A 22639-nucleotide genomic window follows, 5' to 3' on the forward strand; every position below is an offset into this window, starting at 1 on the left:
ACGCTTGGCGATCCGCAATAGTGCCCCGAAAAGCGGCTTGCTACTTGGAAGTCCTTGCCTGGGCATTCTCGATCCGACTCGTCCTCCGAACGTATCAGCGCCGCGGTGGAACGACGATCGCCGGCCTTATCGGACCACTGAGTCAGCCTAGATGCAGCGCCATCGCGGCTAGCTCGAACCGGGAAGGTGCGTCGCCGCCGCGTGCTTCTCAGCGATCAGGTACTCATTTACGGCCCGGGCGGGAACCCGATATGACCGGCCGAAGCGCACGGCCGCCAGTTCCCCCTCATGGATCAGCCGGTAGACGGTCATCTTTGACACGCGCATTGCCATGGCGACCTCGGCGACCGTTAGGTAGTGGGCGTCCTCGAAGCTTTTCAGGTCAACCATGTTATCCCCATCATTGTGTCCGTCATTCTTAGGCGGACCAGCGGACTCAATGTGCACCTTTAACCCCTGGCGCAGCGTTATATCCATCGTAGGGGCAAATTGCGCCTTGTGCTATGAATGACACCTTCATGGGTGCGGGGGAAGACTTCCGACCATATGGAACCGATATTTGGGACTCCTGTCGACTTTTCGTTCCGGGGCTCGGTTCCGGCCCGACGGGCGGGTTGGTTTAGCTAAATCGGTCGAGGACCGGTCACCAACAGTCGCAGACATCCCTCGAGCTCCGCTTCTTAGGATCGCTCTGCCATCTGTTTAATCGTGGTGATCGCCTCCGACCACATTCCGCGCATGTCGTCGGCCCACTCGTCAGGCACCTCGAGCTCGACGACGAGAGTCGTCACCCCGTTGGTCTCGCTGAAGGAGTAGCTCTCATGCAGCCCGACGGCGGGCCCCTCACGGTTCTCGACGCCTTTGTCGATATCACCCAGATAGCGGATCATCACGAACTCGTGGGGCCGGTTCTCGACGATGGTGCCGAAGAGACCGCTCGCCGTGCCGTCGTCGTTCGGGCCGAGGAAACGGATTTCCTCGCCCTCGTTCCAGCTGCCCTCGTAGGTCGATCCCTCGTGAAAGGCGCCTGTCCATTCGCGGTAGGTGTCGAGGTCGAGCATGACGTTCCAGACATGGTGCGCGGGAGCGTCGACATCGACGCTGAATCGAAGATTTTCCATGCGTGATTGTAGACCGAGAAGCCTTGGCGGCTCAAGACAAGGCTACGAGGCCTGTGCATCGGCGATTTCCGCGACGTGGAACCCGGAAATCACCTCGCCCCACTTCGGCCAGTTGATTGTGTGACCTGCCCATTCGGTCACCATCCAGTTCTGAAAGGCGGCCAGACAGTCCGACGCCACGAGATGGTAGAAGCGATGTTCATCGGACCGCTTGGCGTGGGATTCACCTTGGTTCTCGAATGCCATCAGGAATCTGCCCCGGTTGCCCCGTCGGCGATGAAGTCCAACCAGAGGCGAGGTGGCAATTTCGGGAACTTATAGGTCTTGATGCCCTGCTCGCGGACATAAGCCATGATTTTGGCAGTCCACGGTCAACAACCGATCACACGGACTGGGCAGCCCCTTCTGTTCTGAGGGCGGCGGCTATAAGCGAGCAAAGCCCGGCTGCGTTTTCTTCCTCGAACACCAAGGATTTAAGGTCATTCAAGGTCGGCATCACAAACCTCGACACCAAGCGTTTAGAGCACTTCCAGGCCGATGGATGGACCGTCCTTTACTGTGAACATTTCTCCGACGGAAGCCATGCCCTTGCCGTCGAAGGGGCCATCAAGCACTGGTGGCGGGACAAGCTATGGCACACCAAGCCTTGCCCCAGCTAAGTACTGGCGCGATTCTTGCTCATTGTTTAGGCCAGCGTACGTTTGGCACGCCAGCACCGATGTTGCCCGCGGAACCGGTCAAGCCCGAGAGGCCAGTGCCAATAGCCAGTACAAGCTCAGACGTTCTCCACAGCCCGGCGCCACTGGAACCGCAACTTGAAAGCGATCGTGTGGACTTGAGTACATGGGTTCTCACCGGTGGGCGGATCTAGTCGCAAGAGGCAGGTCGAATTCGGTCCCTGGTGTGGGGCTGCTTGCAGACTTCCTTCGTGCTGTGCTGGCTCGGCGGCCGAAGGACGAAGCCGAACCGGCTCCCGGACCCATGGATTTGCGGGGCGGCTGGTCTCTGCTGGGGGCTTGGATTTCCGCATCTGCCGGGGTTCGGTTGGGTCAGGCCCAGTTGATTCTCTGGGCACTTGGCTTGTGGTTAGTTGCAGGGATCGGGGTGCTGCTGCTCTTACGACGTAGGCATGGGCGAATAGGGGAGTCGGCCACCCCGAGTTTTGCTGGCCTTGCGTTGGGCTGTGGTGCGGCGGCCATTGTCTGTACGCAGTTGCTTCTCTCGGGTGTCGGTCTCATCAACCCAGCTCTGGAGGCGGCGGCTCACAATGGTTCCACCGTACGCATCCAACTGGAACTCGCATCGGCTCCGAGTACTAGCACCGTAACTAACAGATTCACCCCGGGCGAGCCCGCCCACACGCAATTTACCGCCGATGCCCGCACCGTGGCCGTGAGCAGTGACGGTCGATGGGTGCGAGCGGCGGTGCCAGTATGGCTGAGTTTTGCTGAGTCCAAGGCTCCGAGCGGTGAGTTAAGTACCGGCAGTACCGTTGAGTTGCTGGCGACGGTGTCATCGAGTGAACCGGGGGACCGTCAGCAGTATTGGATCAATGCCGCAGCGCCGTTGAAAGTGGTTGGGGTGAATGCTGCTCCGAGCGTGTTTAAGCACATGCGTGAGCGTTTTACGGATAGCAGCACCGCTCTCCCGCACCCTGCTAGGGCGCTGCTGCCGGGCATGGTGTTTGGGGATCGTAGTCCCATGGATCAGGAGCTTTCTACGGCGATGAAGGTTGCCGGGCTTTCACACCTCAGTGCCGTCAGTGGCGCTAATTGCGCCTTGGTGCTGGGATTTGTGCTGGCGCTGAGCAGAGCTGCAGGACTCGGGCGGGCCGCCACTTTACTGCTGGGGCTGGCCGCACTGCTCGGCTTTGTCTTCCTAGTCGGAAACGAACCCAGTGTGTTGCGGGCGGCGGTGATGGGCAGCATCGCTGCAGTGGGAGTCCATGCCAATCGGGGAAGAAATGCGTTGGCCACACTGGGGTTGGCGGTGCTCGTGCTCCTGACCATTGATCCGTGGCTGGCAGGGGAACCCGCCTTCCAACTATCGACGATGGCCACGGCCGGGATTGTGCTGATGGGCCGACGCATGGCACAGCGGCTGAACCGCTGGTTACCTGCCTTCCTTGCCGAAGGCACGGCCGTTTCCGTCGCGGCACAGATCGCTTGCCTACCGGTGTTGGTGACTTTGAACCCGAGCTTCTCGCTCTATTCGGTGCCGGCAAACTTGCTGGTGGCACCGCTGATCCCGCTCATCACCGTGGCAGGGACCTTGGGTGTGGTGGTACTGATTCCGGTGCCCGTGCTGGGTGTGGCGCTGATCTGGGTGGCGGGCATGCCGACCATGGTGGTGGGTTTGCTGGGCACCTGGATTTCGGAATTGCCTGGCGCACTGCGCCCATGGCCCGTTGGTTTAGCTGGCATCCTGCTGGCTTGGGGGATCGTCGTGGGGGCGCTGACCGCCCTGGGATACGTTCCTCCGACAGCCGTTCACTGGCGTTCGCGAATTCTGCTCGCTGTCCAAAGTGTTGTCACCGGCGTGCTGCTCGGGTTGGTATTGCCCCTGACGGCACTGGTCCCGGTGCCGGTGATCACCGATTGGATCATAGCGGCCTGCGATGTGGGTCAGGGTGATGGGATGGTGCTCAACGCCGGGGCGGCGGGAGCGGTGGTTGTGGACACGGGCAAGGAGCCCGAGGCCATGAATGCTTGCCTCAAACGCCTGAAGGTCAAGAACGTGGCGGCACTCTTCATCTCACATCGCCACGCCGACCACGATGGCGGGATCGCCGGAGTCGCGGCAGGACGCACTGTAGGTAGCTTCTTCTATTCGGTCGCCGACGATCCTGCCGATCCGCCGCACTTAGCCGACACATCGGGTCAGCAGAAGACCGCTACCCAGCTCGGTTCCGGGGCTACCGGCAAAGCCGGAACCGTCTCGTGGAACGTGCTGGGACCCATCCCGGGCGGTATTAATACGGGGGAGAACGATGCTTCCCTGGTTATCAGGTTCGAGATCCAGGTGTCGGGTTCGGATCGCCGGGTTTCGTTACTTGCCACCGGCGACATGCAGGAAGAGGCCATGGACCAGCTCATCGCTCAGGGAACTATCACACACGCCGACATCTTGAAGGTCTCCCACCATGGAGCCGCTAACGGAGGGATTCACACCGCACCCACGGTGCGCCCGGTACTGGCTTTGGTCAGCGTCGGTAAGGACAACACCTATGGTCACCCCTCCGATACCGCGCTGCGGGCACTTGAGGTAAACAATGTGAGAGTCATGCGCACGGATCTGAGCGGAACCATCATCGTGAGCTGGGGTGATCGTGGCTTGAGCGTCTCCTCGCTTGGGCCTTCTACGACCCAGTGATCAACACGGTCCCGTACCTAAGGCATCCGGTGATGCCGCAGATTGTCGTTGGCGATAGGATCGATAAGGTTTGAAAATCACTATCTAAAGGGTTGGTCATGGCAGCGCCACGAGGCACGTCCAAGAATGCCGGTATTTCCTGGCGGTCGGTGACTCCGGCACCGTTGATCCTCTTGCAAGGTTCCGAAGAGTTGCTTGCCAGCCGTGCCTTCGAAACCGTGCGTACGGCCTTACGCGGCAACGCGGAGATCGAAATGACCCGCTTTGAAGCCAATAGCTACGAACGTGGCGAATTGCTCCTAGCTTCCAGCCCTTCGCTCTTTAGCGAAACTAAGCTCATCGAGATTCGTCAGCTGGGCACCATGAACGAGGACTTCCTCAATGATGCGCTGTCCTATGCCAAATCGCCGGCGCCCGACGCCACCCTGGTGATGCATCACAGTGGTGGAGTACGCGGAAAGAAGCTACTTGACGCGCTCAAGGCAGCCGGGGCCATCGTGGTGGATTGCCAGCCGTTAAAGAAGGACGCCGAAAAGATCGACTTTGTGGCGCAAGAGTTCCGCACCGCAAAACGCAAGCTCACCGCCGAGGGGTCCCGAGCCCTAGTGGCAGCGCTAGGCAGTGATCTCTCCGAGTTGGCTGCTGCATGCTCCCAGCTGCTCCAGGACACCACCGGCGCCGTTGACCAGGACGTTGTTGATAAGTATTACGGCGGGCGAGTTGAAGCCACCGGCTTCAAGGTAGCCGATGCCGCCCTAGCCGGACGCGCAGACGTTGCGTTGAGCACCTTGCGCCATGCACTGGCCACGGGTACCGACCCGGTGCCGATCGTTGCCACGCTCGCCATGAAGCTCCGCCAGGTCGCGAAGGTCGCAGGTGTTCGCAAGTCCTCCGGACAGCTGGCCAGCGAATTGGGTATGGCGCCATGGCAGGTCCAGCAGGCGCAGGAACAGGCCAGGAATTGGAAGGCCGAGGACCTTGCTCGCTGTATTCGTCTGGTTGCCGAAGCTGATGCCCAGGTGAAGGGCGCATCACGCGATCCCGAGTACGCGGTGGAGCGTGCAGTAATGCAGATTTCCTTGGCGGCTCGACACTAAAGGTTCATCTTCGCGGGCAGTGATATAGCGCGCGAGTTGATGGTGAGCGGCGCGCTGCGCTCGTGGGCGGGTTGTTCACCCCGATATAGCGACCACAATCGTCTAGCCCGAGAATTACGAGCTTGTCGGGCGAGAAAGTACAGCCCGGGGCCGCGATGATAGCTCGGTCCCGCAGAGTGAAGATCTGCTCACTTGCCACCTAGCTCAACACGCTGAGCACGGCTTCAGGATCAGCTCGTGAGCCGTAGGCATTGTGGTCGATGTTTGACGACGGATGGAATCCATCAGCAGAACTCGATTTTTGAAAGTCAGCGTGAAGTTAAAAACGACAGGCTCCCTTTCCCCTAGATATGGGGGAGAGGGAGCCTGTCGATGCAGTGAAGCAATCCTTAGAGGGCGTTAACCTTCTTGGAGATGGCCGACTTGTGGTTTGCTGCGTTGTTCTTGTGCAGCACACCCTTCGTTGCGGCCTTATCGATCTTGCGGCCAGCTGCAAGCAGTGCTGCAGTTGCTGCATCCTTGTCTTCGGCTACAACGGCAGTGTTAACTGCGCGGATTGCAGTGCGAATCTCGGACTTGACGGCAGCGTTACGCTGGCGCGACTTCTCGTTGGTGAGAATGCGCTTCTTCTGGGACTTGATATTTGCCACTGTATTTAAACTCTCTTGCTCATCGCTTATATGGTCGGTGAGGGATATCTTCCGGGCCATTGACTGAGCGGCGTGGGGATACCTATGGCGACCCGGGAGAAGTGCCCGTCGACCTGCGCGGACACACAAGATGTAATACTAGCAGGTTCAGGTGGCCATCTCGACACGTCGGGGACATTTGTGTTGTGATCTAGGACCGTTCACTGGTCTGTTGATTCATGAGTGTGCACCCAGATCGGCTAAGCGCAAACATCAGAAATCCCGCGCAGGGGCAGGGGTTTCGTGCAAGTAACCCAACATCAAAAAAGCCCTGCGCCGCGCCGCTTAGGTGAGCGGGATGGCGCAGGGCTAAATGCCGGGCAAAGATGCCGGGATCAGGCCGAGGCTAGGCTTTCGGCAACACGCGTAAAGTTCTGGCGATCCATGATGGCGCCCTCGCGGCGGATGCCGCCCTCACTCAGGCGGATGACTCGGTCCAGTTTCACTTCGCTCGGGCGCCCCTGCTTGTCCCAGGCCCCGGTTCCGACGTCTAGGTAGTCCCTGTCATTGGTGCGCGTATTGGTGTGGTCCTTGGAGGTCAGCATTAGGGCCAGCAGGTAGTTGGCATCACGACCCACCAGCAACACCGGGCGATCCTTACCCTGGGCATGGTCCTCTTCATAGGGGACCCATGCCCAAACGACTTCCCCTGGGTCCGGGCGCCCGTCGGCTTGAGGTGCGTACTGTGCGTTAACGGTTCCGGGGAAATCCCCGGGATATCCGCCGAACTCCCAGCTTCCCTTGGCGTTGCTGCTCGTTGTTGATGCGGTGGGCCGACGCGTCGAGGGTGAAGATCCGCTGCGGTTTGAGCCGCGGTTCGCGTTGGAACCCTGTTGCTTTGCTGCATCCTTCAGGGCAGATCCGAGTGCGCGGCCGATGAACCTGAGAATGGCTGAGGAATTGAACTTCATGTGGTCAAACTACCAGTTTGGACTCGCGTTCGGCTCGTGGTGCGACACCGTGGCCCTAGTCATGGGACAATGGCCTGTGCGCAGCAAGTTGCGCGCCCCTGAACATTTTCGTCCCCCATTAGCGAGGTCCCTTACGTGTCACCCTTGGCCCGCACCGCACCGGTGCCTGCCGCGACAGATCCGGCGATCATCAGAAATTTCTGCATCATCGCCCACATCGACCACGGCAAGTCGACCCTGGCCGACCGGATGTTGCAGCTCACCGGAGTCGTCTCCTCACGCGATATGAAGGCCCAGTACCTGGACCGAATGGATATCGAGCGAGAACGCGGCATCACCATCAAGTCCCAGGCCGTTCGCATGCCTTGGGAGGTTGATGGTCAGTCCTACGCACTGAACATGATCGACACCCCCGGGCACGTCGACTTCACCTATGAGGTTTCGCGTTCGCTGGCCGCCTGCGAAGGCGCGATCCTGTTGGTGGACGCCGCCCAGGGTATTGAGGCCCAGACGCTGGCAAACCTCTATTTGGCGATTGAGAATGACATGACGATCATTCCCGTGCTGAACAAGATTGACCTTCCCTCTGCACAGCCGGAAAAGTATGCGGCGGAGATTTCCAAGCTCATTGGCTGCGAACCGGAGGACATCCTTCAGGTTTCGGGCAAGACCGGCATGGGCGTTGAGGCCCTGCTGGACAAGGTCGTTCGCGACCTGCCGGCCCCCGTAGGGGATCCGGACGCACCGGCCCGCGCCATGATCTTTGACTCGGTGTACGACACCTACCGCGGCGTCGTGACCTATGTCCGAGTTGTCGACGGCAACATCTCGCCGCGCGAGAAGGTCCAGATGATGTCCACGGGTACCGTTTATGACCTGCTGGAAATCGGAGTCTCCTCACCGGAGCCGGTTCCTTCCAAGGGTCTGGGCGTCGGTGAGGTGGGATACCTCATCACCGGCGTGAAGGACGTACGCCAGTCAAAGGTCGGCGACACCGTCACCAACTTTGCCAAGCCGGCGGAAAAATCGTTGGGCGGTTACCAAGACCCGAAGCCGATGGTCTTCTCCGGTCTGTACCCGATCGACGGTTCGGACTACCCTGCCCTGCGTGATGCGCTGGATAAGCTGCAGCTTAACGATGCGGCACTGACCTATGTCCCGGAGACCTCCGTGGCCTTGGGCTTCGGTTTCCGCGTCGGTTTCTTGGGTCTATTGCACCTGGAAATTACTCGCGAACGCCTGGAAGCCGAGTTCAATCTGGACCTGATCTCCACCGCACCCAACGTGGTGTACGAGGTCATGACCGATGACAAAAAGCTGCGCACCGTGACCAACCCGAGTGAGTTCCCCGACGGGAAGATCCTCGAGGTACACGAGCCGATGGTTGCCGGCACGATTCTGGCACCCCACGAATTTGTTGGCGCCATCATGGAATTGTGCCAGTCACGCCGTGGTGTCATGCGCGGCATGGATTACCTCTCCGAGGAACGCGTGGAGATCCGTTACTGGCTTCCGCTGGCAGAAATCGTCTTCGACTTCTTCGACGTGCTCAAGTCCAAGACCCGCGGGTACGCCTCGCTGGACTGGAAGGCCGACGGCGAACAGATTTCCGATTTGGTGAAGGTCGACATTCTGCTCCAAGGTGAGCAGGTTGACGCCTTCAGTGCTGTCACGCACCGCGACAAGGCGTACGCCTACGGACTGATGATGACCAAGAAGCTGCGCGAACTCATTCCTCGCCAGCAGTTTGAGGTGCCGATTCAGGCGGCCATTGGCTCACGCATCATCGCGCGCGAATCCATCCGAGCGATCCGTAAGGACGTTTTGGCCAAGTGCTACGGTGGCGATATTAGCCGTAAGCGCAAGCTGCTCGAAAAGCAGAAGGCCGGTAAGAAGCGCATGAAGATGGTTGGTCGTGTGGAGGTTCCGCAGGAAGCCTTCATTGTTGCCCTCTCCTCCGACGAGCCCAAGAAGAAATAGTTATGCCCTCTGCTTTACCCCTCGGGGACCCGGCGCCGGCTGACGGCTTGCTTCCGGCAAGTTGTATCACCGGCGCCGCGGAGCGTACCTTCTCGGTATACGTCCATATTCCCTTCTGCGCGGTGCGCTGTGGCTACTGTGACTTCAACACCTACACGGCCCATGAGCTGGGTTCCGGATCCAGCCAGGAGTCCTATGCCGAGGCGGTTTCCGCGGAAATTGCCTTTGGCGCCACGGTACTTGAGACCTCCGGGGTTCCTCGGCGTGAAGTCTCCACCGTCTTCTTCGGTGGGGGCACGCCGACCCTGCTGCCCGCAGCAGATTTAGTCCGGGTGCTGGCCGAAATTCGTACCCAATGGGATTTGGCGCCCGACGCCGAAGTCACCACCGAGGCTAACCCGGACTCCGTGACCAGCGAATCCCTGCAGGCTTTGGCCGACGGCGGCTTCACCCGTGTGTCCATCGGCATGCAGTCAGCGGTTCCGCACGTCTTGGCCACCCTTGACCGGACGCACAATCCCGATCGAGTGGGTCAGGCAGTTGCCTGGGCAAAGGAAGCTGGCCTGGCGGTCAGCGTTGATCTGATCTACGGAACTCCGGGGGAGTCCATCGAGGACTGGCGCACCAGCGTGCAGACCGCGCTGTCCTACGACCCGGACCATATCTCTGCCTATGCACTGATCATCGAGGAAGGCACCCGCCTCTTCGGGCAGATCCGCCGCGGTGAGGTGGCAGACATTGACGATGATGATCACGCCGATAAATACCTGATTGCCGACGAGCTCTTTGCTGCCGCCGGATTCCAATGGTACGAGGTCAGCAACTGGTCTAAGACCGAGGAAAACCGCTGCCTGCACAACCTCGCCTATTGGCGGGGAGGTGACTGGTGGGGAGCGGGCCCCGGTGCCCACTCCCACGTGGGCGGGCTGCGCTGGTGGAACGTTAAACACCCGGCGGCTTACCAGCAGCGCATCGATGCTGGAACCTCGCCGGCTGCAGGCCGCGAAACCCCGGACGCGGACGCTCGCTATCTGGAGAAGGCCATGCTGCTCACGCGCATTGTTGATGGCATGAACATCGCCGATCTTCAGCCTGCCGGACGCACGGCCATTGCCGGGCTGATTGCCGACGGTTTGGTGGTCCCGGAGGCCGCCTTCGCTAAGAAGGTCGTGCTGACCTTGCAGGGACGGCTACTGGCCGATGCTGTATTGCGAAGACTGCTGGACTTCTAGTCCCAGTATTGGCCGGCCAAAAGGTTCGGTGAAAAAACGGCAACAAAAAAACGGTGTGGAACTCGCCATTCGCCTTGCGGCGGTGCTGAGCTCCACACCGTTTTTTGTGGTGTCAGTTCTTCCTAGTGGAAGAGGCGCAGATTCAGTCCATAGCGGTACGGCCGCGACTTATTCACGTTGATGCCGGCACGTACTCCGCTGACGGTGAGGAAGAGCCAGTCAATAACCACCAGGACCGCAAAGACCCATCCGATGACCGGGATGAGCGAGAGCAGCTGAAGCACGATCGCCAGAATGGTTAACGGGAAGGTGAAATTCAACGCTTCCTTTGACTCCTGGGCGGTGAAGGGGCCACGCGAGCGGAACACCGAGTAAATGATCAGCGCGGGGATGCATCCGAGGATCGCACCGAAGTGGGCGATCGTTGCCCACTGCCTGTCCTCGGTTGGCGTCAGTGGCAGGGGTGCGGCGGAAGAGCCTTCGAATCGATCCGGCTGACTTTGACCACCGGGTGCTTTTCGTGCCTCGTTTACCACTGCTGCAGTCCTCTTCGTAGGGATGATTGAATCGAACGCCAGTTTATCCTCAAAGCAATGCCGTGAACTAACACGAAATGCCCACAGGATGGCATTTTCGGCGCAGGAGGCGCATTGTGATCATTTTGTCACCAACACTGGGCGCGGATCCGCTCCTTCGTCCGCCGGTGGTGATCAAGCTCATGGCGAAACGCTTAGTGCCCCTCGGCGGTGAGGAAGTCGATGACCTCTTCCACCCGGCCCAAGAGTGATGGTTCCAGATCCGCATAGGAGCGCACCTGGCCAAGGATGCGTTCCCAGCCCTGGGCCACGTCAATCTGTTCGGCGTACGGCCAGCCCAGACCCTTGAGGATGCCAGTCTTCCAGTCGGTGCCGCGCGGAACTACCGGCCACGCCTTGATTTTCAGTACCGAGGGCCTGATGGCTTGCCAGACATCAACATAGGGGTGACCGACGATCAGCACATTGCCGGCTGCTCCGGGTACTCGCATGGCCTCGGCAGCGATTTTTGCTTCCTTGGTGCCGGAAACCAGGTGGTCAACGAGAATGCCGAGTTTGCGCTGTGGCGACGGATTGAAGGCGCGGATGGCGGAAGCGAGATCATCAACACCGTGCAACGGTTCAACGACGATGCCTTCAACACGCAAGTCGTGCCCCCAGACCTTCTCCACCAACTGCGCGTCGTGCTTACCCTCGACCCAAATGCGGCTGGCCCGAGCCGTGCGGGCCTTCATATTCGTGACCATGCGTGAGCCCGACGCGCTGCGCGCGGTGCCCTGAGGTGCCGGGGGAACCGCGGCGGGCTCGATGATTTCCACCGGCTCACCCTCCAGCAGGAAGCCGAATCCGGCGCGGAAGGATCGGGTACGTCCGTGACGATCCTCGAGGACCAATACCCGCATGCCCCCAGATTTTTCGGTGCGCACCACTTCACCCACCCAGCCACTTTCCACGTCCTCCAGCAGGAGTCCACGGGCAAGTGGGACCTGACGCAAAACACGTTTCTTGGGGGCGCTGATGTCCTGGGCGCCCCACCCTTGATAGTTCATCGTGTCACTTTCGGCTATCAGCTGATGTTGGGTCATCGTCCTTGGTTCTTGGTCGCGTACCGCCGGCTTCGGCCGGGACTCCGCGCCCACGTGGGGCGGCAGTGTGTCGAAGTACGCATCAAGCTATGGGACCAGACCATGCTAACAAGTACGTAAGATCGTATTAGACTTGGCACTTGAACATGTCGAGTGCTAACTCCGGTCCCGCGGGCCGGGGCACCGCCCGACCGCTGTGAACCGCTGTGTCAGGAGAAGGTGGGAATGACCGAACCGCGCCGGCTCGAGGTCCTTCGAGCTATCGTTGAAGACTACGTGCAGTCACGCGAACCAGTTGGTTCGCGTGCTCTTTTAGAGCGCCACGATCTCGGTGTCTCGGCCGCCACCATCCGCAACGACATGGCCTCACTCGAGGAAGAGGGGCTCATTGTCGCCCCGCACACCTCCTCGGGCCGCATCCCTACCGAAAAGGGATACCGGCACTTCGTGGACCAGATCGGTGACGTCAAGCCGCTGTCCGGACCCGAACGCCGCGCCATCGCCGCCCTCTTGGAGGGCTCCCACGATGTGAACGATGTCCTGGAGAACACGGTGCGACTACTGGCCAGCATCACTCGGCAGGTCGCGCTGATCCAGGTTCCGCATTATTCCAACGCCACGGTCCGCCACATCGAATTGGTTGGGCTCGGGGCAGGACAGACTCTGGTGGTCCTTATCGCCTCCAGTGGCAAGGTGGAACAACGCGTGATCCTGCTGCCCCGTACGGTGGGCGAGGACGATCTGGCGCGTCTGCGCTCGATACTGCTTACGGTTCTGGCATCGAAGCCGATCGCCGAGGTGGCCCGACTGGGTCAAGGCGCGATCGACCTCGTGGAACCGCGCCTGGTCGTAGCGGTGCGCATCATTACCGAGGTACTCGGTTCCCTGGCGCGAAATTCCTCGGTAGACCGCATCCTCACCGCCGGGACGGCCAACTTGTCCCGGTCTAATATGGATTTCCCCCTGAGTATTACCCCGGTGCTCGAAGCTCTCGAGGAACAAGTGGTGCTACTGCGCCTCTTTTCCGAACTCGAGCAGGACGCTCACGGTATTGCCGTGGGAATTGGCACCGAGAACCAATACGGTGCATTGACCGAGGCCTCGGTGGTTGCCACCGGCTACGGTCCGGGAGAGCAAGCCATGATTGGTGTGCTCGGCCCGACCCGCATGAATTACCCCACCTCGATGGCCGCCGTGCGCGCCGTCTCCCGCTATCTCTCAAGAATCCTGGCCGGTTAATGCCTGCCGGGAATCAGTTTTTGACGTACGAAAGGACACAGCGAGCACTGTGAGCAGCCATTACGAAGTATTGGGCGTCAGCAAGGACGCTACCAGCGAAGAAATCAAGAAGGCCTACCGCAAGTTGGCCCGCAAACTCCACCCGGATGTGAACCCGGGGGAGGATGCGTCTGAGAAGTTTAAGCTGGTCACCCGCGCCTACGAGGTGCTGTCCGATGCCGAGAAGCGTGCCAACTACGATTCCACCGGCAACGAAAACGGCACCGGCCAGAGCGGCTTTGGCGGCGGCGGCTTTGGCGGCGGCGGCGGCTTCGGCGACATCTTCGAGCAGTTCTTCGGCGGCGGTGGCGGCGGTGCCCAGGGCCCGGCATCACGCACCCAACGTGGCCGTGATGCCTTGATTACCGCGACCATTGACCTGGCCGATGCCGTTGCCGGCACCGTTTACCCGCTGGACATGGAAACGGCAGTCACATGCTCCGTCTGTGAAGGCAGCTGCTGCCGCCCGGGTACCTCCCCGGTCACCTGCGACATCTGCCACGGCGCCGGTCAGATCCAGCGCCCGGTACGTTCGTTCCTGGGTCAGATGATGACGGTGGAGACCTGCGCATCCTGCCGCGGCTTCGGCACCACCATCCCGGATCCTTGCAACGAGTGCAACGGACAGGGACGTGTGCGTGAGCGTATTTCCAAGCAGCTGAAGGTACCTGCCGGCGTTGCCAGCGGAACCCGCATCCACCTGACCAATCAGGGTGAGGCAGGTCCCGGCGGTGGCCCCAACGGCGACCTGTACGTGGAGATCGAGGTACGCCGACACAAGGTCTTCGAACGTGACGGTGTTGACCTGCACGCACGGATGAACGTTCCGATGACCGCAGCGGCTCTCGGCGCGGATCTGGATCTGGAAACCTTCGACGACATTCAGGTCATCGAGGTTGAATCCGGTGCTCAGTCAGGAGACACGGTCCGGCTTCCGGGTCTCGGTGTCCCTCGCCTGCGCGGTGGAAAGCGCGGAGATATCATCGTGCACCTGCAGGTTGAGACCCCCACCAAGGTTGATGCTGCACAGCGCGATCTACTGGAGCAGCTGGCCAAACTCCGCGGCGAAGAATTTGCCGAGGGCCGTTTGGACTCCAACGGTGGAATGTTCTCGCGCTTGCGCGGGAAGCTGGGCAACCTGGGCTCATGAGCAACCAGTGCTTTTTCCTGCCCGTCGGTGAGCTTGCCGACGCGCGCGTGGATACCGAGCTGAGCCTAGATGGTCCCGAGGGCCACCATGCCGTCACGGTCAAGCGCGTACACGCCGGAGAGCTCATTGATCTGGTGGATGGCACGGGTGTGCGAGCCGTGGTGGAGGTCGTGACGACTCATAAATCATCACTGACCGCCGTGGTGCGCGCCCTGGATGTTGAAGCGGCTCCGGCCGTGGGCATCACGCTGATCCAGGCGCTGGCCAAGGGGGACAGGGATCTGCAGGCCGTGGAGTCGGCAGTGGAATTGGGCATTAGTGCCGTACGCCCCTGGCAATCTGACCGCGCCATTGTGCGCTGGAACGAAGCCAAGGCATCCAAGGCGATCGGCAAGTGGGAAAGCACAGTGCTCGCGGCACTCAAGCAATCGCGGCGCACCTTCCTGCCCGAGGTGTTGCCGATGCTCACCACCAGTGCCCTGGCCAAGGACATCGAGGAACGGACCGGTTCGGCCACCCCGACCCTGGTGCTCGTGCTGCATGAACGCGGCACCGCGCCGCTGGCTCAGGTCATCGATCAGTGGTTGGATGCCAATCCGGCACTGCGTGATGCTAAGGGGACAACCCGAGGTGAAATCCAGCTGGTAGTTGGTCCCGAGGGCGGTATCTCTGATGCCGAGTTGGAGAAGTTCATGGCCGCCGGTGCCAAGGTCGCGCTCCTGGGACAACACGTCCTGCGCGCTTCAACCGCTGGCCCCGCAGCCCTGGTCTTAACTCGGCACCTGCTCGGACAGCTCTAGACAAACAAAAAATGATCCCCGCGGGTTCTTAGCAATGTGCTGAGTTCCCGCGGGGATCATTTTTAGTATCTGGCTACTTGGTGACGGTGAAGTCCTTGGTTTCGGTACCCACGCGCTTACTCGAGGCCGAATCCATTCCCCAGGCGGTAACGGTGTAGTCCCCGGGGGCCAAAACATAGGTGAAGGAAAATTCGTTGTGTCCAAGACCTTTTTGTCCGGTACTTAGGGTGCCGGTGGCTACCGTTGAGCTCTTTGACGTGTCGGTGTCACGACGGGTGATTTCCCAAAACTCACCGCCGGTATACGTTGCGCTGACTCCATGGAAGGTCACCTCGCCGCTGGCGAAGCTGCTATTAAATTGTGGATCGATGATCCACAGTGGCGCGGCAAGTTTGGCATCACGGGCGAAGTTGTGGTCCAGCGGGATCTGGCCGAAGGCGTTGTAATCACTTTGCCCATCAACAAGAATTCTGACGCTCGGTTCCAAGCCCTCGGTCAATACCCCGGCATTTGACGCCGCAGCGGTTGCCGTGAAGACCAGCTGCGCAATGGAGCGCTCGGCCATGCCGTGATCTAGGGAGGCGGCGAAGGCCTTGGCCGCTAGATCGATGGTGATGACATTGTTTGAACTAATGGACGCGCCGACCGTGGCACTGGGACGCCAGGCACTGAAGTATTTAGGATCCGAAGGCTTTTCGGAGAGCATGTAGGACACGGCATCGGCCACCGGGTCGGCTGCCACAGGAACCGTAACAAATTCGCGGTACAGGGAAACCGTGGTGTCTTGCTCGCCGAGCCAGTACACCGGGATGTGGTCGGTGGTGTTCAGTGATTCCATCTCGACGCCGGAGAGCGGAGTGGAACTCTGGATGCTGGTGGCCGCTTGCGGCATGGAGAGCTGCTCGTTCGGAATAGCAATGCCACAGGCCGCGAGTGTGCCAAGCACCACGGTGAGTCCCAAGACCGCATATCGGGTCGGGGTGCGACGGGAACGGAACATCGGTGAGTAAACACTCTCTTCAGGCAATGGTGGTTAGGTGAGACGGGAATAGTACGCCGCGCGGTGGGAGACGGCGCCAGCGTGCATTCCAGCTTGGCATAACTTGACGGTCGGTAGGGTGCAAAAACCCCGGAACCGGTAGGACCGTTGTGTGATTGATATGTTGCGGTCGTAGTTGTGGCCAAATTGTTGACTAACGCTCTAGCTGGGCCGAAAATAGGCACCCAACCCCGTTCGATGAATAGTTTTTGTGATCCTCCGTCATCCTTGTCCGCTGCTGTGAGAAAGTAGCGAGGGTCAACGCCGGATCTGCTGCTGGCATTCGCGATAGGATTGGGCGAGTGCAGGGAACCATGGCCGCGGAGACACCGCTGATGCCATTTGCCCACACGGAATGCGGAGGGCTGCAACAGTCGTATGGACCAACAAGTGAGCCAAGTGGGTCAACCTCGGGAAACCGAGACGCTGATCCAATTCGACAGTTCAGATCAAATGCTCGCCACGCTCGGCGCCCACGACGAGTTGTTGCGTGTGATCTCCGGAGCCTATCCGCTAGTTGGGTTGCACGTTCGCGGCAACGATCTGCGGCTTAATGGCGATCCCGGCCAAGGGCAAAAGGCCCTGCGGGTGATCTCAGAGGCGCGCACGCTGGCAGCCAACGGCACCCGCGTCTCCGCCCAAACCATCGAGCAATTGGTACGCATGCTCGAAAGCGCCACAGCGGCCAATCCGCAATCGGTATTGGGCATGAAGATTCTCTCGGGGCGTGGCAAAGAAATCCGCCCGAAAACCGAGAACCAAAAGAACTACGTCGAGGCCATCGATGAAAACACCGTGATCTTCGGCATCGGCCCGGCAGGTACCGGCAAGACCTACCTCGCCATGGCCAAGGCCGTGGCGGCACTCCAGGCCAAGGAAGTCAGCCGCATCATCCTGACCCGCCCGGCCGTTGAAGCCGGCGAGAAGCTCGGTTTTCTCCCCGGTACCCTCACGGACAAGATTGATCCCTACCTGCGCCCGCTCTACGACGCGCTGCATGACATGATCGAACCCGATTCGATGCCCCGGCTCTTAGCCGCCGGAACCATCGAGGTGGCCCCGCTGGCCTACATGCGTGGACGCACCCTGAATGACGCATTTATCATCCTGGACGAGGCACAGAACACCACCCCCGAACAAATGAAGATGTTCCTCACACGCTTGGGCTTTGGCTCCAAGATCGTGATCACCGGGGACATCACTCAGGTTGACTTGCCCAGCGGTACCAAGTCCGGGCTGCGGGTGGTCACCGAGATCCTCGAGGGTGTTGATGACATCGCCTTCTGCGAACTTGATGCCACCGACGTGGTGCGCCACCGGCTGGTTGGCGCCATCGTTGGCGCATACGAGCGCTGGACCGTGCGTCAGGACCCCAACTTCAATCGTTCCGCCGCCCGCTCGCGGCGTCGGGCAGCAACGTCGAAAAACCCAGAGCACCGAACCGATACCAAACGTACGGGCAGCGCGCCCGCCAACCAGGAGCAGTCCCCATGAGCGTAGAGGTTAACAACGAATCCGCGATCGCGGCGGATCTGGATCGGATCAGCGCACTGGGTCGCTCGATTCTCGCCGCCATGTTTGTGCACCCGGAAACCGACGTCTCCATCATCTTGCTTGATGAGGAGCCGATGAGCGCCCTGCACGTGGAGTGGATGGACCTCGAAGGCCCCACCGATGTGATGAGCTTCCCGATGGACGAGCTGCGCCCGGGTACCTCCGGGGCACCCAGTGCCGCGGGAATGCTCGGGGACATCGTGATTTGCCCGCAGGTTGCCACCACCCAGGCCGCCGCGGGGGGTCACTCCGTGGAGGATGAAATCCTGCTGCTCACCACGCACGGCATGTTGCACCTCTTGGGCTTTGACCACGAAGAGCCGGACGAAAAGGACGTGATGTTCGCCCTGCAGCGTCAGCTGCTCGAAGCGTTTCTTGGCCGCCCCGCACCCCGGGAGACGACAGACTAGTGACCGCGATCATTCTCGCGCTCTGTGCCTTGGTGTTTATCATCGTGGCAGCACTGCTCACGGCCGCCGAATCGGCCTATCTGTATCTTTCGAGACAACAAGCCGAATCACTACGCAACGACTACGGCACCCCGGCTCTGGACAAAATTCTTGCCGACTCACTAAATCACACCCATGCCGTGCGGTTCTGGCGGATCTGGTTTGAGACGGCCTCCGCGGTCGCGGTGGCCATCCTCTACCACGATCGACTCGACAACATCTGGTGGGCGGGCCTACTGGCCACCATCACCATGGCGGCCGTCAGCTTCGTGCTGGTGGGCGTATCCCCACGGCGCTTCGGTCGCGGACACGCCGATACCGTGGTCCGCTATACCGCGCCACTGGTTCGCTTCCTCCGCGTGGTCCTGGGTCCGATTCCGAGCTGGCTGGTGAGCATCGGCCAGTCGCTGTCCCCACGTTCGGTCGCAGAAGATGATGGCTTCCTCTCCAAGGAACGCCTGCGCGATCTGGTGGATCGAGCCACCGAGGGCGACGAGCTGGAGGACGACGCGGCGGAGATCATTAACTCCGTCTTTGACCTGGAAGACACCTACGTCCGCTCGGTCATGGTGCCACGCACCGAGATGAAAACCATCGACAAGGGCCAGGGCCTGCGTACCGCCATGGATTTGTTCCTGGCCTCGGGCTGTTCCCGCATTCCGGTGATCGGGGAGGATGCAGATGATATTTTTGGCATCCTCTACCTCAAGGATGTGGCCTACAAGCTGCACCTGAACCCGCAATCGGTGGATCTGGTCGAGGATCTCTCGCGTCCGGCACGCTACGTGCCGGAGTCAAAGTCCGTGGCCGAATTACTTCCGGAGCTGCAGGGTGAATCCACCCATATGGCCATCGTCATTGACGAATACGGCGGCACCGCCGGGCTGGTTACCCTCGAGGACCTGATCGAGGAAATCGTGGGCGAAATCGACGACGAATACGACCGCCAGGTCATCGACATCGAAGAGGTGGGGGACGGCAGCTACGTGGTGCGTGCCCACGCCTCCATTGACGAGGTCGGTGAACTCTTTGACATCGAAATTGATGAAGATGAGGTCGATTCCCTCGGTGGACTCTTGGGCAAGGCGCTGGAATCGGTGCCGGTGCTCGGCTCGCACGCCAGCTATGCAGGATTAGAAATGAAAGTCCTCTCGCTGAGTGGACGGCGCAACCGGATCGGTAAGATCCTGGTGCGCAAATCAGTTACGCAACCCCAGACCGGCGAAACTACCGCCGCCAAAGATGCAGGGCATCACAAGGAGTTATCATGAGCCGGAACATCAAGAAGCCACAGATGCTGCCCACCGGAGGCTGGCCAGATGACTTCCGCGCCGGATTCACCTCCTTCGTGGGCCGCCCCAACGCGGGCAAATCAACGCTAACCAACGCGTTGGTTGGCCAGAAGGTGGCCATCACCTCCTCCAAGCCGCAGACCACCCGCCACACCATCCGCGGTATCGTGCACCGCGCGGATTCCCAGCTGATCCTCGTTGACACCCCCGGGCTACACCGCCCGCGCACACTGTTGGGTCAGCGCCTCAACGACCTAGTAGCTGACACGCTCTCGGAAGTTGACGCCATCGGTTTCTGCCTGCCGGCCAACGAGAAGATCGGCCCGGGTGACAGGTTCATTGCCACCCAGCTGGCGCAGCTGCAAAAGAAGCCCATCGTCGCGATCGTGACCAAGGCCGATACCGTCGATCGCGCCGCATTGATGGCTCAGCTCATGGCCGTGACCCAGCTGGGCATCGACACCCTGGGCGAGGATGGTTGGGCAGCGGTGGTGCCGGTTTCGGCCACCGGTGACTACCAGGTATCCGAGGTTGCCGATGTGCTGGTGAAGCAGATGCCGCTGTCCCCGCCGCTGTACCCCGATGGTGAACTCACCGATGAGCCCGAGGCCAAGATGGTCTCGGAGCTGATTCGTGAGGCAGCGCTCGAGGGTGTGCGCGATGAACTTCCGCACTCGCTGGCAGTGGTGGTTGAGGAAATGATTCCGCGTGAGGGACGCCCCGAGGATAGCCCGCTGCTTGATGTACGAGTGAACCTCTACGTGGAGCGCTCGAGCCAGAAAGCCATTGTTATCGGCAAGGGCGGGGCGCGGCTGCGAGATGTTGGAACGCGTTCACGCAAGGCCATCGAGGCCCTTTTGGGTACCCGTGTCTACCTTGACCTGCACGTGAAGATCGCCAAGGAATGGCAGCGCGATCCCAAGCAGCTGGGCAAGCTCGGCTTCTAAGCGTTTGTAGTACCAGCTGGGGCCGTGGTGGCACGTAAGTGCCACCACGGCCTTCGAGTTTTAAGCTGCTTCCCGAACTTTGTGACAGTCCATTGCAATAATCGATGGTCGATGCCCGGTGAGTCACATATCCGGTGATACGGTGAACAAATGCATTTCGGACTACTTCTACTAAGCCGCCGCGGCGAGACCCACACAGGACTCTAAAGCGTCCTTCGGCCGACCCCTCGCTGCGGAGTCAAACATCGTCCCGGCCCACTTTCTCACCACCTTAGAAAAGGCCCACTGAAATGCAAAACATGCAAAAGTCATCTGGAATGCCCGTCCACAAGTACGTCCCGTTCCAGGACCAGATCAACGTGTCGCTTCCGGATCGGACCTGGCCGGACAAGTACATCACCACCGCCCCGCGTTGGTGCGCGGTGGATCTGCGCGACGGCAACCAGGCTTTGATTGACCCGATGAGCCCCGAGCGCAAGCACAAGATGTTTGACCTCTTGGTGAAGATGGGCTTCAAGGAGATCGAGGTCGGCTTCCCGTCCGCCTCGCAGACCGACTTCGACTTCGTCCGCCAACTCATCGAGCGCGGCATCCCGGACGACGTGACCATTCAGGTCCTCACCCAGTCCCGCGAGCACCTCATCGAGCGCACCTACGAGGCACTCGAGGGCGCCAAGCAGGCCATCGTGCACCTCTACAACTCCACCTCGGTGCTGCAGCGCCGCGTGGTGTTCAACCAGGACGAGGACGGCATCGTTGACATCGCGTTGACCGGTGCACGGCTGTGCAAGAAGTACGAAGAGCAGCTGGTGGGCACCAAGATCACCTACGAATACTCCCCGGAATCCTTCACCGGCACCGAGCTCGAATTTGCCCAGCGCATCTCCGACGCCGTCGCCGAGGTACTGGAAGCGTCCCCGGAAAACAAGATGATCCTGAACCTGCCGGCGACCGTGGAAATGTCCACCCCCAACGTTTACGCGGACTCCATCGAATGGATGCACCGCAACCTGGTGAACCGCGACTCGATCGTGCTCTCCCTGCACCCCCACAATGACCGCGGCACCGGTGTGGCCGCCGCCGAGCTCGGCTACCTGGCCGGCGCCGACCGCATCGAGGGCTGCCTCTTTGGCAACGGTGAGCGCACCGGCAACGTCGATCTGGTGACCCTGGGCATGAACCTCTTCGGTCAGGGCATCGACCCGATGCTGGACTTCTCCGACATGGACGAGATCCGCCGCACCGTCGAATACTGCAACCAGCTTCCGGTCGCCGAGCGTTCGCCCTACGGTGGAGACTTGGTCTTCACCGCCTTCTCCGGCTCCCACCAAGACGCCATCAAGAAGGGCTTTGAAGCCATGGAGGCCGAGGCCGCAGCCGCTGGCAAGACCGTGGACGAGATCACCTGGGGCGTTCCGTACCTGCCGATCGACCCGAAGGACATCGGCCGCTCCTACGAGGCAGTGATCCGCGTGAACTCGCAGTCCGGCAAGGGTGGCGTCGCTTACCTGCTCAAGAGCGAGCACTCACTGGATCTGCCGCGCCGCGCACAGATCGAATTCTCCGGGGTTATCCAGCGCAAGACCGACGGGGAGGGCGGGGAAATTTCTTCGGCCGCCATCTGGTCGGTCTTCCAGGACGAGTACCTGCCGGTCACCGAGGGATCGGACGCGCAGGAGTGGGGCCGCTTCAAGCTCGGTTCCGCTACTGCCGAGACCGCCGAGGACGGCAGCTTCGCGCTGACCGCCACGCTGATGATCGATGGCACCGCGCACCGCCGCTCCGCATCGGGCAACGGCCCGATCAACGCGCTGGTGAACATCCTGTCCAATGAGGGTGTGGACGTGCGTGTGCTGGACTTCACCGAGCACGCCCTGTCCGAGGGCGGCAATGCGGCGGCCGCAGCGTATGTCGAATGCGCCGTTGGAGAACGCGTGCTCTGGGGTGTCGGTGTTGATACCAACACCACCATGTCCTCACTGAAGGCCGTCATTTCCGCGGTCAACCGCGCCATCCGCGACCAGGCCTAAACCAAGACAGCCGTTCGCGGCTGAACCTCGTGAGCGGGTGCACCTGCCAAAATAGTGGCCGGTGCACCCGCTCACGC

General features: G+C 60.7%; 20 protein-coding genes. 12 read left to right on the forward strand and 8 right to left on the reverse strand.

All coding sequences use genetic code 11. The features are described from left to right. Nucleotides 1-168: 168 nt before the first annotated feature. The 3 genes from HED64_RS09185 to HED64_RS09195 all read right to left on the reverse strand — a co-directional run bounded on the left by HED64_RS09185 (nucleotide 169) and on the right by HED64_RS09195 (nucleotide 1367). Nucleotides 169-390, reverse strand: a complete 222-nt coding sequence (locus HED64_RS09185) for a helix-turn-helix domain-containing protein (RefSeq protein ID WP_168151720.1) — start codon at nucleotides 388-390, stop codon at nucleotides 169-171. 290 nt (nucleotides 391-680) lie between these two features. Continuing rightward, a complete protein-coding gene (locus HED64_RS09190) occupies nucleotides 681-1121 on the reverse strand; it encodes an SRPBCC family protein (protein ID WP_168151721.1) in 441 nt (146 codons plus the stop codon). A gap of 42 nt (nucleotides 1122-1163) precedes the next feature. Then, nucleotides 1164-1367, reverse strand: a complete 204-nt coding sequence (locus HED64_RS09195) for a hypothetical protein (RefSeq protein ID WP_168151722.1) — start codon at nucleotides 1365-1367, stop codon at nucleotides 1164-1166. A 657-nt stretch (nucleotides 1368-2024) separates the two neighbouring features. Here HED64_RS09195 and HED64_RS09200 point away from each other — a divergent pair. Then, nucleotides 2025-4493, forward strand: a complete 2469-nt coding sequence (locus HED64_RS09200) for a ComEC/Rec2 family competence protein (protein ID WP_168151723.1) — start codon at nucleotides 2025-2027, stop codon at nucleotides 4491-4493. A 98-nt stretch (nucleotides 4494-4591) separates the two neighbouring features. Next, complete coding sequence (holA, locus tag HED64_RS09205) at nucleotides 4592-5590, forward strand: DNA polymerase III subunit delta (protein WP_168151724.1); 999 nt, start codon at nucleotides 4592-4594, stop codon at nucleotides 5588-5590. 389 nt (nucleotides 5591-5979) lie between these two features. Here holA and rpsT read toward each other — a convergent pair whose 3' ends face one another. Beyond that, nucleotides 5980-6240 carry a 30S ribosomal protein S20 gene (gene rpsT / locus HED64_RS09210; protein ID WP_132363743.1) on the reverse strand — a complete coding sequence of 87 codons (261 nt, stop codon included), beginning with the start codon at nucleotides 6238-6240 and terminating at the stop codon, nucleotides 5980-5982. 374 nt (nucleotides 6241-6614) lie between these two features. Beyond that, nucleotides 6615-7190 carry a type II toxin-antitoxin system PemK/MazF family toxin gene (locus HED64_RS09215; RefSeq protein ID WP_168151725.1) on the reverse strand — a complete coding sequence of 192 codons (576 nt, stop codon included), beginning with the start codon at nucleotides 7188-7190 and terminating at the stop codon, nucleotides 6615-6617. 135 nt (nucleotides 7191-7325) lie between these two features. Between HED64_RS09215 and lepA the strand changes: the two genes are divergently transcribed. Beyond that, nucleotides 7326-9170, forward strand: coding sequence for a translation elongation factor 4 (gene lepA / locus HED64_RS09220; protein WP_168151726.1), 1845 nt, complete (start codon nucleotides 7326-7328; stop codon nucleotides 9168-9170). Between the two features lie 2 nt (nucleotides 9171-9172). Further along, nucleotides 9173-10402: a radical SAM family heme chaperone HemW gene (hemW, locus tag HED64_RS09225; protein WP_168151727.1), complete on the forward strand. Its 1230-nt coding sequence runs from the start codon at nucleotides 9173-9175 to the stop codon at nucleotides 10400-10402. A 122-nt stretch (nucleotides 10403-10524) separates the two neighbouring features. Here the strand turns inward: hemW and HED64_RS09230 are convergent, their stop codons facing one another. Further along, nucleotides 10525-10938, reverse strand: a complete 414-nt coding sequence (locus tag HED64_RS09230; protein ID WP_168151728.1) for a DUF4870 domain-containing protein — start codon at nucleotides 10936-10938, stop codon at nucleotides 10525-10527. Nucleotides 10939-11132: 194 nt separating this feature from the next. Further along, nucleotides 11133-11987, reverse strand: a complete 855-nt coding sequence (locus HED64_RS09235; protein WP_168151806.1) for a DUF3097 domain-containing protein — start codon at nucleotides 11985-11987, stop codon at nucleotides 11133-11135. 261 nt (nucleotides 11988-12248) lie between these two features. Between HED64_RS09235 and hrcA the strand changes: the two genes are divergently transcribed. The 3 genes from hrcA to HED64_RS09250 are packed head-to-tail and all read left to right on the forward strand — an operon-like array spanning nucleotide 12249 to nucleotide 15251. Beyond that, nucleotides 12249-13262: a heat-inducible transcriptional repressor HrcA gene (hrcA, locus tag HED64_RS09240; RefSeq protein WP_132363757.1), complete on the forward strand. Its 1014-nt coding sequence runs from the start codon at nucleotides 12249-12251 to the stop codon at nucleotides 13260-13262. A 49-nt stretch (nucleotides 13263-13311) separates the two neighbouring features. Beyond that, nucleotides 13312-14451 (forward strand): molecular chaperone DnaJ, encoded by a 1140-nt coding sequence (gene dnaJ, locus HED64_RS09245; RefSeq protein WP_168151729.1) that lies wholly within the window; start codon nucleotides 13312-13314, stop codon nucleotides 14449-14451. Then, nucleotides 14448-15251: a 16S rRNA (uracil(1498)-N(3))-methyltransferase gene (locus tag HED64_RS09250; protein ID WP_168151730.1), complete on the forward strand. Its 804-nt coding sequence runs from the start codon at nucleotides 14448-14450 to the stop codon at nucleotides 15249-15251. The genes dnaJ and HED64_RS09250 overlap by 4 nt, the downstream gene beginning before the upstream one ends. Nucleotides 15252-15324: 73 nt before the next feature. On the opposite strand, the gene HED64_RS09255 is transcribed toward HED64_RS09250, so the two are convergent. After that, entirely contained in the window at nucleotides 15325-16251 is a 927-nt protein-coding gene (locus HED64_RS09255; protein WP_168151731.1) for a GerMN domain-containing protein, read from the reverse strand. A gap of 492 nt (nucleotides 16252-16743) precedes the next feature. Between HED64_RS09255 and HED64_RS09260 the strand changes: the two genes are divergently transcribed. The 5 genes from HED64_RS09260 (at nucleotide 16744) to leuA (ending at nucleotide 22562) form a co-directional block, all read left to right on the forward strand. Then, nucleotides 16744-17784 carry a PhoH family protein gene (locus tag HED64_RS09260; protein WP_245325865.1) on the forward strand — a complete coding sequence of 347 codons (1041 nt, stop codon included), beginning with the start codon at nucleotides 16744-16746 and terminating at the stop codon, nucleotides 17782-17784. Beyond that, a complete protein-coding gene (gene ybeY, locus HED64_RS09265; RefSeq protein ID WP_168151733.1) occupies nucleotides 17781-18254 on the forward strand; it encodes an rRNA maturation RNase YbeY in 474 nt (157 codons plus the stop codon). Before HED64_RS09260 ends, ybeY begins: the two co-directional genes overlap by 4 nt. After that, nucleotides 18254-19564: a hemolysin family protein gene (locus tag HED64_RS09270; RefSeq protein ID WP_168151734.1), complete on the forward strand. Its 1311-nt coding sequence runs from the start codon at nucleotides 18254-18256 to the stop codon at nucleotides 19562-19564. Before ybeY ends, HED64_RS09270 begins: the two co-directional genes overlap by 1 nt. Then, the gene (gene era, locus HED64_RS09275; protein ID WP_370630970.1) at nucleotides 19561-20532 is read left to right on the forward strand and encodes a GTPase Era; all 972 of its coding nucleotides are present in this window, start codon (nucleotides 19561-19563) and stop codon (nucleotides 20530-20532) included. Before HED64_RS09270 ends, era begins: the two co-directional genes overlap by 4 nt. Nucleotides 20533-20822: 290 nt before the next feature. Then, nucleotides 20823-22562, forward strand: a complete 1740-nt coding sequence (gene leuA / locus HED64_RS09280) for a 2-isopropylmalate synthase (protein WP_168151735.1) — start codon at nucleotides 20823-20825, stop codon at nucleotides 22560-22562. Nucleotides 22563-22639: the final 77 nt, after the last annotated feature.

The sequence above is a fragment of the Paeniglutamicibacter terrestris genome, from assembly GCF_012271785.1.
GTDB classification, from domain to species: Bacteria; Actinomycetota; Actinomycetes; order Actinomycetales; family Micrococcaceae; genus Paeniglutamicibacter; species Paeniglutamicibacter terrestris.